The 15,291-nt window shown below is 48.9% G+C and carries 21 protein-coding genes; 10 read left to right on the top strand and 11 right to left on the bottom strand.

The features are described 5' to 3' along the window. Positions 1-46: 46 nt before the first annotated feature. The 3 genes from NMK_RS12060 (at position 47) to NMK_RS12050 (ending at position 3,392) form a co-directional block, all read left to right on the top strand. Complete coding sequence (locus NMK_RS12060; RefSeq protein ID WP_109016017.1) at positions 47-706, top strand: hypothetical protein; 660 nt, start codon at positions 47-49, stop codon at positions 704-706. Continuing rightward, complete coding sequence (locus NMK_RS12055) at positions 699-2,105, top strand: AbrB/MazE/SpoVT family DNA-binding domain-containing protein (RefSeq protein ID WP_109016016.1); 1,407 nt, start codon at positions 699-701, stop codon at positions 2,103-2,105. Before NMK_RS12060 ends, NMK_RS12055 begins: the two co-directional genes overlap by 8 nt. A 213-nt stretch (positions 2,106-2,318) precedes the next feature. Beyond that, positions 2,319-3,392: a hypothetical protein gene (locus tag NMK_RS12050; RefSeq protein ID WP_109016015.1), complete on the top strand. Its 1,074-nt coding sequence runs from the start codon at positions 2,319-2,321 to the stop codon at positions 3,390-3,392. Positions 3,393-3,448: 56 nt separating this feature from the next. Here the strand turns inward: NMK_RS12050 and NMK_RS12045 are convergent, their stop codons facing one another. The 3 genes from NMK_RS12045 to NMK_RS12035 all read right to left on the bottom strand — a co-directional run bounded on the left by NMK_RS12045 (position 3,449) and on the right by NMK_RS12035 (position 4,908). Beyond that, complete coding sequence (locus NMK_RS12045; RefSeq protein WP_146187196.1) at positions 3,449-4,081, bottom strand: hypothetical protein; 633 nt, start codon at positions 4,079-4,081, stop codon at positions 3,449-3,451. A 71-nt stretch (positions 4,082-4,152) separates the two neighbouring features. Beyond that, entirely contained in the window at positions 4,153-4,431 is a 279-nt protein-coding gene (locus NMK_RS12040) for a type II toxin-antitoxin system Phd/YefM family antitoxin (RefSeq protein WP_109016013.1), read from the bottom strand. 45 nt (positions 4,432-4,476) lie between these two features. Then, positions 4,477-4,908, bottom strand: a complete 432-nt coding sequence (locus NMK_RS12035) for a hypothetical protein (RefSeq protein ID WP_146187195.1) — start codon at positions 4,906-4,908, stop codon at positions 4,477-4,479. Positions 4,909-5,326: 418 nt separating this feature from the next. Here NMK_RS12035 and NMK_RS12030 point away from each other — a divergent pair, with 418 nt between their 5' ends. Beyond that, the gene (locus tag NMK_RS12030; RefSeq protein WP_109016011.1) at positions 5,327-5,761 is read left to right on the top strand and encodes a hypothetical protein; all 435 of its coding nucleotides are present in this window, start codon (positions 5,327-5,329) and stop codon (positions 5,759-5,761) included. Between the two features lie 56 nt (positions 5,762-5,817). On the opposite strand, the gene NMK_RS12025 is transcribed toward NMK_RS12030, so the two are convergent. Then, positions 5,818-6,135, bottom strand: a complete 318-nt coding sequence (locus tag NMK_RS12025) for a hypothetical protein (protein ID WP_109016010.1) — start codon at positions 6,133-6,135, stop codon at positions 5,818-5,820. Between the two features lie 181 nt (positions 6,136-6,316). Between NMK_RS12025 and NMK_RS12020 the strand changes: the two genes are divergently transcribed. Beyond that, positions 6,317-6,709, top strand: a complete 393-nt coding sequence (locus NMK_RS12020; RefSeq protein ID WP_109016009.1) for a hypothetical protein — start codon at positions 6,317-6,319, stop codon at positions 6,707-6,709. Between the two features lie 90 nt (positions 6,710-6,799). Here NMK_RS12020 and NMK_RS12015 read toward each other — a convergent pair whose 3' ends face one another. Beyond that, positions 6,800-7,090 (bottom strand): hypothetical protein, encoded by a 291-nt coding sequence (locus NMK_RS12015; RefSeq protein WP_146187194.1) that lies wholly within the window; start codon positions 7,088-7,090, stop codon positions 6,800-6,802. A 113-nt stretch (positions 7,091-7,203) separates the two neighbouring features. On the opposite strand from NMK_RS12015, the gene clpX reads away from it, so the two are divergent. Genes clpX through NMK_RS12000 form a run of 3 tightly spaced genes read left to right on the top strand, consistent with a single transcriptional unit; the run spans position 7,204 to position 9,142 of the window. Further along, positions 7,204-8,436: an ATP-dependent Clp protease ATP-binding subunit ClpX gene (clpX, locus tag NMK_RS12010; protein WP_306419343.1), complete on the top strand. Its 1,233-nt coding sequence runs from the start codon at positions 7,204-7,206 to the stop codon at positions 8,434-8,436. 2 nt (positions 8,437-8,438) lie between these two features. Further along, positions 8,439-8,657, top strand: coding sequence for a hypothetical protein (locus NMK_RS12005; RefSeq protein ID WP_109016006.1), 219 nt, complete (start codon positions 8,439-8,441; stop codon positions 8,655-8,657). A 26-nt stretch (positions 8,658-8,683) separates the two neighbouring features. After that, on the top strand, positions 8,684-9,142 hold the full coding sequence (locus tag NMK_RS12000; RefSeq protein WP_109016005.1) for a hypothetical protein: 459 nt from the start codon (positions 8,684-8,686) through the stop codon (positions 9,140-9,142). 53 nt (positions 9,143-9,195) lie between these two features. Here NMK_RS12000 and NMK_RS11995 read toward each other — a convergent pair whose 3' ends face one another. The 4 genes from NMK_RS11995 to NMK_RS11985 all read right to left on the bottom strand — a co-directional run bounded on the left by NMK_RS11995 (position 9,196) and on the right by NMK_RS11985 (position 11,823). After that, complete coding sequence (locus NMK_RS11995; protein WP_227871471.1) at positions 9,196-9,852, bottom strand: calcium-binding protein; 657 nt, start codon at positions 9,850-9,852, stop codon at positions 9,196-9,198. 119 nt (positions 9,853-9,971) lie between these two features. Continuing rightward, complete coding sequence (locus tag NMK_RS18535; protein WP_181376270.1) at positions 9,972-10,550, bottom strand: Tle-like phospholipase domain-containing protein; 579 nt, start codon at positions 10,548-10,550, stop codon at positions 9,972-9,974. After that, positions 10,547-11,095: a hypothetical protein gene (locus NMK_RS18315; protein WP_146187193.1), complete on the bottom strand. Its 549-nt coding sequence runs from the start codon at positions 11,093-11,095 to the stop codon at positions 10,547-10,549. Before NMK_RS18315 ends, NMK_RS18535 begins: the two co-directional genes overlap by 4 nt. A 65-nt stretch (positions 11,096-11,160) precedes the next feature. Then, on the bottom strand, positions 11,161-11,823 hold the full coding sequence (locus tag NMK_RS11985) for a cysteine peptidase family C39 domain-containing protein (protein ID WP_109016003.1): 663 nt from the start codon (positions 11,821-11,823) through the stop codon (positions 11,161-11,163). Positions 11,824-11,907: 84 nt separating this feature from the next. On the opposite strand from NMK_RS11985, the gene NMK_RS11980 reads away from it, so the two are divergent. Further along, positions 11,908-12,621 (top strand): hypothetical protein, encoded by a 714-nt coding sequence (locus NMK_RS11980; protein WP_146187192.1) that lies wholly within the window; start codon positions 11,908-11,910, stop codon positions 12,619-12,621. Positions 12,622-12,656: 35 nt separating this feature from the next. Continuing rightward, the gene (locus NMK_RS11975; protein ID WP_109016001.1) at positions 12,657-13,079 is read left to right on the top strand and encodes a hypothetical protein; all 423 of its coding nucleotides are present in this window, start codon (positions 12,657-12,659) and stop codon (positions 13,077-13,079) included. Between the two features lie 49 nt (positions 13,080-13,128). Here NMK_RS11975 and NMK_RS11970 read toward each other — a convergent pair whose 3' ends face one another. Then, entirely contained in the window at positions 13,129-14,079 is a 951-nt protein-coding gene (locus NMK_RS11970; protein ID WP_109016000.1) for a hypothetical protein, read from the bottom strand. A 180-nt stretch (positions 14,080-14,259) separates the two neighbouring features. Further along, positions 14,260-15,285: a hypothetical protein gene (locus tag NMK_RS11965; protein ID WP_109015999.1), complete on the bottom strand. Its 1,026-nt coding sequence runs from the start codon at positions 15,283-15,285 to the stop codon at positions 14,260-14,262. Positions 15,286-15,291: the final 6 nt, after the last annotated feature.

Raw genomic sequence — 15,291 nt, 5'->3', positions numbered from 1 at the left:
TCTATGCAATAATTGAAAACACTTAACAACGTCACTGAGGAAACCTATGTCCGCATCTAACATCCTGCGGCTGCGTATTGCGAAAGCATTGGCCGCCAACCCTGCTACGAAGCAAGTTACTTTGCCTTTGCGTGAAGCTAAACACATTGCAATTGCATTACGCGAAAACGAAAAGTCCGTGAGTGCTGATGAGCAAAAGCTCAAGAATCGTGTGGCTGCCAAAAAGGCAAAGTCCAGTAAAAAGAAGGCTGAAATCAAACCGGCGGCCAAGGTGCAAACAACTGCTAAGAAGGCTGCTGCACCTGCCAAGTCGAACCTCGAAGTGAAGCCTAAGGTTGCAGTAAAGCAAGCGGCTCAGCCTAAGAAGGCTGCAAAGGCGAAGCCTCCTGTGGTGAAATCGCCCGTGGCTGTTAAGCCAGTAGCGACTGGCAAAATGCCTGTACCAGTGAAGCCGGTAACGGCGGCAGTCCCGGAAATTGTTGTGCCTGAGCCCAAGCGTAACCGTGCCCTCCTGTTGGCTAAGGTGTCCGGCTTTAATGCCCTGCCTTCTCGTATCCTACGTGTCCTCGCTTCCCAAGGGATTCGTACAACCAAGCAACTTCGCTCGCTCGACAAGGATTGGCAAGCCAAGACCCGTGGTGTTGGTGAAAAGTTGTTTTCTGATTTGATGAGCTGGGCGAAGACGCAAGGAGTGGTTCGTGGCTAAGCTTGATATCGGAATCCCCCTGATTTATCGCGAACGCTTCGGCATCGAGTCGTCAATCAACCACATCTTTGAGTGCCTGGTACCAGGCATCCGAGAGCGTGCTGCATACAAGGTCGTTAAGCACAAAAACGGCTTATTCATTCATGCGGACAAGGACGCAACGGAACAGCGTTTCCTGCCCCGTTGCCGTGCGAGCCTTGAAGTTACCTTTAAGGTGCTGGAAGTGGAGTGGCTGGAAGGGTTTGTGCAAGACGGTGTGATGGTCGGCACAAGTACAGGTATCCTGTTTACTAGCCGGGATAAGCTCCCTGTAGGATGGGACCTGGACGCAATCCCCGAATTGCCCCGCTCGATGTATAGCCGGGTGTTGTCCAACTCTAAATTTAGCCATGTGGCACCTATTACTGGCGCTGGCATCGTGATTCCTGAGGAGAGTGTTTCGTTGGCAGGCGTTGAGCCGGGAACGCTTCTTTACGGTGCCTACGCGAGCCAGCCTAATACGCAGATTCAGCGTATCGTCCTGTCGAAAAACCCGGGTGCCGGTGTTCCACTTAATCTGTGGGACGGTAAAGTGGTCCGCTTACCCTTGGAGCTGCTGGATAAGGGTAAACATTGCATGTCCATGCATGTCCTGTCGGTACCAAACTTGGGTTGGGTCCTGCAGGCCTCCAACGTGGGTGCGGAGCCTGAGAAGTTGCTTAAGGTAGCAATGCCTGACTTGAGTCATGAAAAGGTTATAGGCAAGCATCTGGCCACTGTCTGTAAGCAGCGCGGGCATATCCGTTACGCGGACATCGGTCATATTCCTTTGCGCGCAGCTGGCTTTGAAGCTGAAGAATGCTTGTATTCAGAGCGTATGGCTTGCGGCGCCATTAAAATTTCTCGGGCTAAGCAAGGCGAACATGAGCAGAAGATACGCTATTCTCGAAGGGACGGGGAAGATAATGTCAGGCTCTACCCTACATACCGTGTTGGTGAACGACAGCTCACATGGATTCAAGCTCAAAATTCCATCCAGGTGATTGCTGTTGAAGGCGCTCTATATTTGCTGCCGGCTGAAGTTGAGAACGAAATCCCGCTTATCAAGGTCCATGTGCCTCGTGATTATTCTCCGGTCGACATCACCTTGGGCAATAGTGCCAAGACGCTGACAATTCCGGCAAAAGTATTGCATGCAGCTGGCTTTACGCCGGGTAAGCAATTCAAGGTGACGGTCCGAAATGACCTTATCTCACTGACCCCGGCTGAGGACTCGAACTGGACAGTGGGTAAAGCAGCTAACGACCCGGTAGTGGCGCTGCCGCGTGACCTGTGCATCCATTTGTCCACCAACAAGCTAACACTGGTTCCACGTAGCGGTAGCATCAGTATCCGGCCGCAGATGGCCAAGGCCGCTTAAGCCTATAAGGCTGAAAAAACTGCTAAGAATTTAGCCTTTTAAGGCTAATAAATTAAAAGCCTGGTAGCGTAAGCTGCCGGGCTTTTGTTTTTCCACCCATTCGATTTTTCCTAGTCTCACAGCCTGAGCTATACAGATTCGTGAAACTTATTTGCGGCTCTGCCGCCCATCAATTGTTAATTGGGGGCGACAAGCCCCCTGAGAGGAAAAATCATGTATATCGAGTCTGACGTTGTTGCCAATAAGCCTTTTGCTGAAATGATTGAGGAGTACGGCGCCCAGGTGCTGGAAGAAAAAGAAGCAAGCATTGAGGGCCAGCGAGACCAGGAAGAACGTTTGAAGGTTCGTTCTAAGGTTAAGCATGTCTTCGATAGCCTCACAGACCCAATCGGTCCCCAAAAGGTGATGCATTGCATCAAAATCGTAAGGAAGCGCGGCAAGAAACTTGAGGTTCTCGAGAATAAGCTGGCCGATGGATTTCATCGTATGAGTGTTTGGATGGCTGCACGTAAGTGCCCATTCAAGGGAATTACCTTAATCAATCACTACGTGGATGCTGACCTGAGTCTGGAAGAGCAGGCAAAGCTGATTCATGCCATCTTATCCGCAATCGACAGCAAGAAATCGGCAAAACAGAACTTCGATTGGATTCGAGCAGCTTTGAAGGCCGCGTATGGCAAAGGATTTATTTCCAACGCCTATCGTAATGGCCGAAATGCTACGTCGTTTTTCAAGCGAGACGATGTGGTTGGCGACCACAAGAAGCCAACTTCTACGTTAACGAAGGTTGTGAAGAGTAACCTGACTGCTCATAAACTGGTTGATGCGTTGTATGCGGTTGCAGAAGAGCGCAACAGTGTTCAAAACTACTTCAATCCAGGGGTGGCCTTAGCTGTGTTCCGTTCCTTTGTTGCAATGGCCAATGAGGGCTTTCCTGTAAGTGCAATCAATGCATTTTTCATCAATATGGAAGCTGCAATTATTCAGGCGGTGAAGGGGAAGGCATCAGGAACCCCGTCAAAGCTGACTAAATTGCTCATTGAACAAGCACACCCAGACTATAAGGCAAACTTCAAAGCAAAACATCGTTTGGGAAGCCTTGACTCTCAGTACAATAAGTATGCTGAGGTAATGGTTCCTGTTCTGATGGATTGGGTGAATGTCGAAATAATGAAGTCTTTGGCTGCTCCGACGACAATTTCTGCAAGCTCTAAGACAGCTCCGCCGAAAGTTACGGGAAGCACAAAGACAGCTAAAGTTCTGGCAATAAAGGGTAAGCTTAAGTAAAAAACTCTCACATCGGCTTTTCTTAAGCCGATGTTTTTATTTCAGGTTTTAGCAATTTACGTGGACGTCAGATACAAGTCCGTTCCGGGTTCAAGCACGCCAATATAAACTTCAAAATTAGGGAGTTTTCGAAAAAGAGATTTCGGGTCTTCAAGGACCCCCACGACTGTAGCGGATTCCCAAGGTGGCAGGAACGAGATTCCGAAGGAATCCAACTCGACCACAAGCGCAATCCAGCGGTCTTGTACTTTGGCGTCATCCATATGCGCCCGCATCCAGAGTAGGGCTGCATGGGCAGTCATGCCACAAGGAAGAACGACCTTTTTAAGAATAAGCTCACGCGCCTCAGACAACTGTTTTTTCAAGGTTGTAGGTGCACATATCCTTGCCGCTTCTGACACGGAAAATGGAAAAATCTCTCTACCGGGCCCCTTATAATCAGTCCCAGCAACCAATCGCAATTTTGCCAACCCTTCCCTCTCAGCAGAATGAATGTCATCGACATTCCATGCCATCTTTATAGCAAAATCCTTGTTTGTTGTCATGTAGGATTTTTGTTTTCCAATGACGCCAACCGACTCTTTTGCCTTTCCATACTTGATTGAATCATTCAATTTGGTTGGATTCGCAATATAGATAATTCCTGGAACTTTTTTGGGACGATTGGTCTGCTTAGATGAGGCTGGCATAATGGCTGAGAATGGCACACGACAGCCATTAATATACCATTAATTACATATTTTGTCTACTATGCGTTTCGCTAGTCGTCAAGGTCCACAGGACGAGCCATCATCGTCATCTTCTGCGGCTTAAACTTAATCTCGTCCTTGATATCTGGCATACGCAGCATATCCACAATCGAGCTCTGCTGGCTCGGATAATGGGCGATGAGCTGACTGAAGTATTCGGCAGAAAGCAGGACGTACTCGTCCTTCCCGCGGTTGGTCACGACCACCGGGTTATCGCTTGCCAGACGCTTTGCCTTGGCTAAATCATGGTTGAATTCGCTAGCCGTCATCCTGTTTATAGTGGAGCCCATGATGCTTTAATCCTCTCATATCCCATAGCTTTTTCCGGATACCCCTTAAAAGGTAAGACGGAATAGCACTGACTGGCAAACGTGCAGAAAAGGAATTCGCTCGATAAGCGTTTTAGGGTCAAAGACATTCCCGTATGACCAGACATCCACCTCGTCATCTTCATCGGAAAAGGCCGACTGCAAGCCAAGTCTTCTCAGAATGGTGCTAATCTCCATCAGGCGCTTGGCATCATTAGGCTTAGCCTTATGGCTTCCAATGCGGTCTAACGTTTTGTTGTGCTCGTCCAGGAGCATCCTGACCGTTGTTCCAGCGTCATCGACCACATGATTGTTAATCACCTTACGGGCTAATTCTTCCAGGTCACGCTTAGATGTGCCGGCCGAAGCCTTTGCGGCTTGCTTGATGGTAAAGCCAGTGAAAACCTCTTTTCCAGCCCTGGTCACTTCCGTACCAGCAATCAATCTTAAACTAGCCAAAACTCGTTGCTCCTCTTTCCGTGAATCCTTTGAGAAGTAATCATGCCGCACCTTGAATTTAGGGTCAATTGTGGTATTGCCGCTCCTTGTCCCTGATGGTCAGGTGCTATGCAAACATTCCAGCTTTGATTGCTCCTCTACTTAAATCAGCAAAATAAATAAAAACGGGAATTGGATTAGCCATTGCGCACTCCATAGCAGATGGTGTAATATGCCATTTAATGGTATCTTTCGCAAGTTAAGCATTGCCTTATGAATCCCGAATTCATATTGTAACATTCCTTACCAGAAAATATTGCCGCCTTTAAAGAGCATGAGGCCGCACTGCTTTCTAAAATGCTGGAAAACGTAAAGGCTGAAGGTTCCTTAGTTGCCGAAGCCATAACATATACTCAATCTCATCATGAAAGGACGCCCTTTGAAAAAGGCTCATCTCCTGGTTGGCCTGATGCTCTTGGCCGCGACATTGACATCGAACGCAGCGACAGTATCCGTCCAAGATACTCCTGCATCCCGATTGGCGCTGGCCAAGAAAATTACCCTGATAACGGTGGATGCTGACGGTATTCGTAAGGAGTTGGATAAGCAGATTGAGGATATCCCCTATATCCAACGTGTGCCGGTCGCAGCAGAACTAAAAAAGCTCACCCCTGAGGCCATCCGGAACGTAAACGCTCAGGTTCTGGCTGACCAGTTCACCTACAAGGAACTCGAGGTCATCCTGATGTCTGAAACACACAAGGCGGAGATGCAGTCCGTACCTGGGAAGCTCGGCGCCTACAACAGCGAGGTGAATGAGCGATTCAAAGCTATATTGAAAAAGGCGTTCGATACCTCAACGCCTACCGAGTAAACGCTGAAATAAAAAAGCCTGCTTAATGCAGGCTTTTTTGTGTCTTGGCTTAAGTCCTACCAGGGGATTCCGCCATCTGCGGTCATCTGGTGGCGAGCTTCGGGATGGGTGTTTATGGTGCGGACTAGTTCAGGGAGGTCAGCCTTCAGCAAACCTTGCAGGCTTGACATTAGTTGTTCGGGGGTTTGAGCATCGGCAAACAGGCCATCGACCAGAACCAGCTTGTGGTCCTCATCGAAAACGGCCGCAGCACGCTTTGCATCTGGTTCACCAGCGACTTCACCATAGGCAATAAACCGGAAGGTGCGGCCATTCTGCATGGTGACGGATTCATCAGCAATCAGCTTACGGTAGGGGTAGACATCTTTCAGCATCAGGGACCTCAATCAATACGCCGATAATGGCGATTATAAGCAGAAGTTAACAAATTGAAAAGCTCGGTTGCTCTGAATTAGATATCGACTTCATTCCTGAAAACTTTACGCTTGCGCTTTGTGTGTTTCTTTGCTATATTTGCGCTATACCTAGCTGTGGAAAATCTATTGGGAGGCTATCATGCTGTTGCTGTTTCATACCGATGTATACATGCCCGAACGTATTCGGCTGAGCACGGGCGAATTGCTGAAGCTAGTAGAACCGAATCTGCAGGGTCGTATGAAAGTATCTTATCATGCTTCACGTGCGGCCCAAACGGACCGGTATGGCCTGATAGATATTCCTGAATACTTCGATGCACGGAAGGCAAAGTTAATCGAGGTCGAAGTGGACCATGCCGCAGGTAAGGTGACCAAGCGTGTGTATCGTCAGAAGTATGACGAACATCATGACCTGGTTCTCGTTATCACGGATAAGTGGGTTCTCAAGACTGTATGGTTGAATTGCCGTGGTGATGCGCACCGTACTCTGGATGCTTCCAAGTATGTGCCAAACCCAGGTCGAGTTCACTAATCGTTCTCTTCTCTCTCCATCCCGCCTCGTGCGGGATTTTTGTTGCGCAAAACAAACCCCAGCAAGCAAAGCTAGCCGGGGTGGAGTGATTTAAGCCGCAGCAAACTGCAGATGGACAATCTCAAGCCCATCAACACCTGCTTCAGACTTTTCAGGATTTTCCTTGGCGTATTCCGTAGCCTTGATGTACGACCGCATATGGTCGGCATAAGGCTCCTCGTGTTCGAATGTCACCGCAATGTCGCGGTGCTCGCTCACGATGAAAATACGATTCCCACACATGTTGCGGTCGGCCAGGAGCAGCCAGCCGGTATCCTTTACCGCTTGGGTATGAGGATGGTTACGGACAATGGCCATTTGACGCGAATTAAGTGTAAGCATGATTGACCTCTCAAAAAGTTAAGTATTGACCCACATCCAGTATAGGAATCTGCTCCACCAATACTTAAGACGAATTAACAAACTTGATTTATCATGATAACTGTGCTATATTTATGCCTGTTTTCGCAATCGAGCCACAGAGGTCAAAAATGTCACAAGCAGAAAATAACCATAATTGCGTACACTGCGGCACGTCCCCAGAGGCAGCCGCCTCGATGCTTCAGCTGCAAAACGGTTCGAACCTGTGCGGCGCGTGCATCGCGCTGGCCAACGAAATGCTCGTGATGGGGCAGAAAGAGAAGGAAGAAGCCATTCCTGAAGGTCGCAAGACCCCCAAGGAAATCGTAGCCTTCCTCAATGATTATGTCATTGGCCAGGAAGCCGCAAAAAAGGCTATCGCCATCGCCGTATACAACCACTACAAGCGCCTGTCCAACCCGACCGACGTTGAAATCAGCAAGAGCAACATCCTGATGCTCGGCCCAACCGGCACCGGGAAGACGCTGCTAGCGCAATCCATCGCACGTCTGCTGGACGTGCCCTTCACCATCGCTGACGCCACCAGCCTTACTCAAGCAGGGTATGTGGGTGACGACGTGGAAACCATCCTGCAGCGCCTCCTGCAAGCGGCAGATGGGGATATCGCCAAGGCCGAGCGTGGCATCGTCTTCATCGATGAAGTCGACAAGTTGCGGTCAGCATCTACCGGCCCCTCGGTCACCCGTGATGTATCTGGGGAAGGTGTGCAGCAATCCTTGCTGAAGTTGATTGAAGGCACCAAGGTGCGTGTACCGGTCGCAGGCGGCCGTAAGCATCCAGGTGCTCAGGCTGAGTTCATTGATACCACCAACATCCTGTTCGTCTGTTCTGGCGCGTTTGTGTCGGTTTTGGAGAGCTTGGAGGAGCCTAAGGAAGTCCGCTCGATGGGTTTCTTCTCGCAGGCACCAGATGCCAAGGGTGTAAAGACGGTGACCCCGGACCTCCTCGTTGAGCATGGGATGATTCCGGAATTCATCGGGCGTCTGCCGGTGGTGGTAACGCTGGAGCAACTCAATGTAGACGCGCTCGAGCGTATCCTGGTTGAGCCCAAGAATGCCGTCGTGCGCCAGATGGAAGCCCTGTTCGATATGGATGGTGCAAAGCTTAACTTCGAAGCCGGCGCAGTGCGCGCCATTGCCGAGAAAGCCTACGAGCTGAAGACGGGTGCCCGCGGTGCACGCTCCATCCTCGAGGACTTGCTGAAGGACGCACTCTATGAGGTGCCGGGGGAGGAAGGGGCAACCGTACAAGTATCGGCAGACCTCAAGGTAACGGTAGACTATCCTCAACTTAAGCTGGCAGCGTAACCATGAGCAAATCCGAAAGGAACGCCAGGGCAATTGCCGAGCTACAATCGCTTCTCCAAAAGGCGGAGCGGTTGGTTGGGGCGGTCGATTTAAGCCAAGAAACCACGATGGCCGATACGACCTTAAATCTCCTGAGCAAAAACGTCGATAACGATAAGCTCAGTGATGCGGAATTTCGTGAATTGGTACGGACGAGTCTTAAGGTAGCAGGGGTGGCGTAATTCTTTAGCCCTGGTAACATTTTGGTATGAGCAATGTACTTGAAAGCTACATCCAGCAGTTCGCCAAGCTTACAGGCGGGTATTACGAGTTTATAAGCACGTATGGCCGCGCCTGGACGCCGAAGCCCAACCCAGATTGGCTGAAGCTCGGCCGGGCCAAGATGTGCTATGAAAACGCCGGCCGTATTGCCCTGCAGCGCGAAGACTTAATTTATGTCGAGGGTGTAGCGCTTCGATTGATTCCCGTCCCGCACGCCTGGTTGGTCACGTTGGATGGGGATGTCATCGACCCCACGTGGCAGTCTCCTGAGACCTGCCAGTACTTTGGGTTGGCCTTCAAGCGCGACTATCTTGCCCAGAACATCCTCACTACGGAAACCTGGGGCATCATGGGTGAGTTTGTGCCTGATGACCTGATTGAAAATCCACTGCCGGCGATGCATCCGCTATTCGTTAGGGAAAAGGCAATAAACACCGCAGAGTGATTTAATTGAAAGATAAAAAGAACAGCCGGCATTGCCGGCTGTTCTTTTTCTGCCTACTGCCAACTAGCAGCTAATGTGGGTGCGAGCTGGTCTTGGTAGGATTGAGGCAAAGTGGTTTGTCCCTGAGGGGGAGGAGCAAACCCAGCCATTGCGTTAACAAGCTGGTCCACCTGCGAATCGCTAAGAGTTTTCCCGTCACCTGCAATGAACTCTTGAACGTGATTGGCGGTTGAACTGTACCAATTCTGTATATTCACTTTATCTGTCGTCCCAATGATGCTTACCACCAAATCAGACCCAACATGTTGGAACCAGAGCTGGTTAGAGGCTACGTCGGCTGAATATTGAACGATATCTTGCTTTCCAGGCGTAGTGTCTGCGGTGGAGTTATCAATGATATCTTGACCGGCACCTCGCCCAAGCTTATACAAATCGCTACCAACGCCGCCAACCAAAAGGTCATTTCCAGCACCACCAGTTAATGTGTCATTTCCAGATAGCCCGTAAATTTTGTCATTTAAGGCACTACCTGTGAGAACATCGTTGCTGGATGTCCCATTAATCCCTTTGGCGGCTGCAGCCATGTCAGCTGACGTGACTGAGGTTCCATCTGCAAATTGGAACACGTCAATCATTGGATTCCCACCGTTTACCCCTGCTGCGAAATAATTCTTCAGGGTTAACTTGTCAGTTCCCCCTGGAAGGGAAATGATGAGGTCATTTACAGAATAAGTGACTGTAAGGTCAGATGCTTTGATGCCAGCACCAAACTTCAGGGTGTCAATACCTTTACCGCCGGTAGGCTCGGTAATAGTATCGGCTCCATCCCCTAGATTGAAGATGTAAGTGTCGCCTGAGGAAGTCCCATACAGGACATCATTACCGGGTCTTTATCTATAACATTATTCACAATGTTAGAGAAATCCGAATCATCGGGAAGCATTAGGTTAGCAGCTAATATTGTCCCTATCCCGTAGGCATTATACGTTACAGTCGGATAATGACTCTCAGCTCCAAGCCATTCAGCCAGTGACCCCCCAAGGGAATGCCCAGTTAATGAAATTGGGTTTGCCCCTGCGATTGCTTCAACCGAAGAAAGAAAATTACTGGCAAGAACAAATTGGTTAGGAAGCCCGGCTAAAACACCATCCATTCCCATTTGCAGGTCTGCATACAAATCCATTTTCGAGGTTGGCTCAGTTCCTCTTGTTGCGACTATAATTTGGCCAGTTTCAATATTTTGGTAGGCAGCAGCCTGAAACCCTTGCAAGTTAACATCAGATGTTTTTAATACTGTCCACAAATTTCCATCTGGAGACTCTACTACCATTCCCATTTGAATGCTTTTATCAAACCCGGTGTCATATACAAGGTTTGCAAAAAATGCAGTTGTAGTGTCGTCGCTCATTTATTTCTCCAGATAATGAATGCACCCGGGTTAGTGCTGTAGTTGATTGAATCTGCTCCATAGCACCAAAATTGCTTAGATATTGAGCAGGAGTAGGAATAATTTTTCTTCGGTACATCGTGCAATGGGCTAGTGAGAAGAGACCCAATACTTACTGATGTAGAGGGAGATGGCCCAAGGGTAATTCCGGCTAATTCCCATTGGCAGGCTCCCGCCAAATACTTGTCTGCGTAGAAGGAAACAACACCGCTGCCTTGTGACGAACTTAGGCTTAAATATTCATTTAGAACTTGTTTTGTATAAACGCCTTCGAATTTATTTTTTATGTCACAATTTTTATTTTTGGCTACATACATAACATTCAGTATCTTTGGCCATTTTGTGCCATTCTCAATGAAGCCAAGTTCTACTTTTTCATGAGGAGTGGGATTTACCTCTGGGGGATTCGGCAAATCTTTAGATGGCACTTGTTTTGAACATCCTGCAAATACAGAGATGCCTATAATTGAACAAAAAACAACAAGTGCTTTAGGATGCGTATTCAAAATGAGTTTACTTTCAAAGATAGTCAGTAATTAAGCTTGCAACTGAAATAATATTGGCTATATTTTTACCTTTCATGCAAAGCACTCGAGGTATGCTGCTCAAGGGGGCTTAAAACGTATTCTATTAACCGTCTACGCCCAGTTTTAATCTCTACGGTTACCACCTGGAAAAACATAGGCGTAACCAAAGCAAGGCATTGGAGGCATAAAGATACCAAGAGCACTTCAGATAGGAGTTTCCTGTACTTGATGACGGCTGGAATAAACCAAGTAAAGTCGAACTTTGCAAAGGCGGCTCCGGTTGATGCGCGTGAAGCCATCAAAATTGAGCTGCCATCCCATCGCTCTTGAAGGGATGCTCTACTTATAACTTCTGGATGGCCAACAGCGGGGTCTTGAATAAGAACCTTGTCTCCATCGGATTTTGCAACAATAAACCACTTCCCATCTGTCCCTATTGCCAATAGAGGAAGGGGTGTGTTCGCTAGACGGTCATGGGCTACGGAGGTGCTTTTTGCTTTAAGCCCGAGGTGCTTTGCTGCCAGCAGAACTTCGGTTACCCCAAACTCAGTGCTTGCGTATTCATGCTTAAGTTGCTCAGGGTCAACAGCGAGTCCATGATACCTAGCTATAATAGCCAGGCACTCAAGTGCATTATTCAATATGGCTCCGGGAAATCCTTTGGAATTGTCGGAATCATACCTTATAATTAATCTTTTGTCGAGCATGTTATATCAAATTGGCAGGAGACGATAGCGCCTTAAGTTAACTTATCTATACCTAAATAATTTTGTTAACTTATCATCATTGAAATGCAGAAACTCAAGTCACCAAACCTTTTGCTTGTGGCATTTTTATCTATTTCGACACTTGTATTTAGTGCTTCGAGCTTTGCCGGCCCTTCGGCGCAAGTTGGCGAGATAGCGCAATCCCCTTATCGGCTACAGTCGTGGGAACAACGCCGTCTTCGTACAAGAGAGCAAATGACTGGTGTATTGGCGCATGACGCGGCTGCAGGAACTGCCTTTGATAAAACACTGACAGCCTCTGAGAGGTGGCAGTTGACACCCATGGAGACAATGGAGCTCCTAGGCGCATTCTATATGCCACGAGAAGGCATTGAATCAGGGTTGCCTGTTATTTTAACTGCTGCGATGTTAGGTTGGTATGATGCCCTGCGATATGGCTCTGCTTCCGGTCGAGATGAGATTCAAACGAATGCTAAATTCTTTTTGCTGCCTTTCAGTACCTCAGGTAAAACTGGCGTCGAGCAGTTAATCGCTTATCTAAAGGACCATCCTGACCAAGCTAAAAAGTCAGCAATTCTTGCTGAATCGATGTTCGTAAAGCTAAAGGATGGTCTGACCTATGACCACCGATGGCCCACTGCGTATGGAATGGAACGGTTCCAATGCGGCATGACATTGGATTGCAAGATTCCATCCCCTTTACCAAGAGATAAATGGCCAGAGGCTGAGGCAGCTGCAAAAGCATTTGTTTTTAAGTACTACCATATTCCTCAATAGAAATTTTATACTGTTGGCTTCACATCGGAGCCAACATGAACAACAACCTAACATTCCTGACCTATCAAGAAGCAATTGTCGCGGCAAAAAAGGAGCCGGGCATGGAATTTGTCGCACTTGACTTCAATCCACCCAAGCCCTTCCTGGCGCTGTACATAATCGAGGTTTTCGAAGATGAGCCTGATGAGGTAAACATCACCTATGAAGGTGGCGAGCTCTTTGATATGGGCGGAGAGGAGGACTTCTATGATGAGCACAGTGTGCCGGCAGCCGCCAAAAAGCTCTTCTACATTCGGCGCGGCGACTTAGGGGAAGATACGCCAAACATCCTTGGGATGACCTCGGAATATGTCCTGTGTGAAGTTCTGCCAGGCCTCACTGCGCCTGAAGACTACACTGAGGAGGAGTTTTTGGCAGCAGCAACTAAGGCCTATAAAGAATTCTGGCGGAAGGCTTAAGAAACGCCCACCTTATCGGTGGGCGCTGAGTGCTACAAAGTACTGCTGGTTAGCGGTACTTTTTCGTTACTTCCTTGTTGATTGCCTTGGAGACCGAGGTGACGAACTTTGCATACGCGGTACCCTGGCTGTTGTCATAGTCCTGGCCAGCCGTAACAAACGGTGCAAACTTCAGGTTCAAGGCATTCATGCCAGCTAGGGCATAAACACCGGCCATGGTCGGCCGCATGGCTTCAACATACTCGTCAAAGGGCATGCCCTCATCCAGATATTTGCCAAGCAGGTCAAACTGTTCTCCGTTAAACGGATACAGAATATTATGGACGCTGTCCGACATATTCAGCTTCAGCTCGCTCTGGAAATTAGAACGATGAACATACGCGTAACTCAGTTTCTTGGTCTCATCGTACTCATCATTGGCCAATACTTCTTGCAGTTTGGCTTCCAATGTATCCAGCTCACGGCGAAGCAGTTCGCTTAGCTCATAGGAGTCCCCTGAATAGGTTTTGAACCCTGAGGTTAATTGAACCAGGTTGTCGAAGGTCACATGGTGAAATGCAGCAAACTGAACTGGACGAATCATTCCATGAGCATTGCAAAAGAGCCGGTGTTGTGAGGAGACGCTAAAAACGTACTCCCACACCTTCACAAGTTCATCGGATTTGAGGCCATCAACCTGGTCAACCGTCATAAACCATTTAAGGCCCTGCACAGCTTTTTCCAGACTGGGGGCTTTCTCGGCAATGAAGGCCTGGATGTTAAAGGGCACGTCATGCGTCGGGTTTTTACCCACCTTCACCACCGGAGCATTGCGATACAGCTCCAGAAAGAAGTTTGCCATGGCACGTCGATTAACGGCGGTATCATCCGGATTTATCCGATAATAGTCGTCGTCATACGTGCCGCTGACAAAGGCCGACATCGGCTCCCAGTAGCAGCCTGGATAACAGGATGAATTGGCGATTCCTGGCATAGATAAATCGCGGTCGCCAATCGACATCTCAACCTCATTAAAAGTACTGGATTGACGAACCGGAATCACATAACACCGGTCCCACGGCCCAATCACCTGGTTGGTTACCCCACAAAAAATATTAGAACAGCCCAAAATATGCTCCTTGATGAAGTTATAAATGACCTACATCAAGGGTATAGCCGACGCTAATCAAGGTTGGATGGCTTATGGGCGGTCATTAAGCATAGCTGTGTGGGTATCGAGGATTCTTTGCCGAAGCGCCTCCTCCGTGATACCCAGCACCTCGCTTCGCAGTGCCTCGGGGCCACCAAACGATGTCTTGATGCGTTTCATCAGTTCCCCCAACGCCTTCCCCTCAAGGCCGGTCAACGAAGCCACCAGCGCACCGTTAAACTTTTCCTTAGCTAAGCGTTGGTTTGACAGGTCCTGAAGCGCCGCAGCATGTTCGTGGTTGAAGTGCGGAAAGTACTCTTCAATCCTTGGTTGCCAGGCGGCCTTATCCTCAGGGAAGGGAAATTGGGGTAACTCGTGATGCAGCTCGCACCAACTCAGGAAAGCTGTGTATGTCTTCCGCTTGCGGTCGCGAACGCGCGATACCGCATTCCTGTTCTCGAGCAGGAAGATGTCAGAATTGAAGAATGGCGAGTTGCCGACGAACCGGAAAATTTCTTCTAATGTCTCAAAGCCCTGTGCAAAGCGTTCAAGGGAGAACCCAAGAAAGGCTAGAGCCAGGGCATGGTCTTTAGTTAGGCAAATTTCACGGAATTTGTAATCGCCGTCCCGCACATAGAAATACAACCCATCGTGTCGATGGGAAACGCCCATGGCATGCGCAATCCGTCCTACCAGGTTACCGAGGTCATTGAACGCAAAGTAGCCCTTGGCATAGTCGAACGAGGGCTCATCGATGGCAATCAAGTCGACCTGGAACACATTGCCGTGCAGAAGCCCCAACTCAGGCCGCACAACCACACCGATGGATGTTACCGGGCCATTACGCACGATTTCGATGGCGCCCAAGGCTTCTGCCGCCTTAAAGGGGTCGTAATCCGAGGATTCAACCAGCACATCAAGGTCACCGAAGTCGCTCTTTGAGCGGTACGCTTCAATGGCTGATATTTTGCGACCGGGCAGCAGCGACCGAAGCTTGCTGACGGTATCCGCCGCAAAACGGTGGAAATTCCTGTCGGTAAGCCGAACCGTTGTGTAACTCAATGCGTTGCCGCCCATGGGAGA

This window comes from Novimethylophilus kurashikiensis, assembly GCF_003112435.1.
Taxonomy (GTDB): domain Bacteria; phylum Pseudomonadota; class Gammaproteobacteria; order Burkholderiales; family Methylophilaceae; genus Novimethylophilus; species Novimethylophilus kurashikiensis.
The sequence above is the reverse complement of the archived record's forward strand: the minus strand, read 5'-3'. Positions and strand labels throughout refer to the sequence as shown.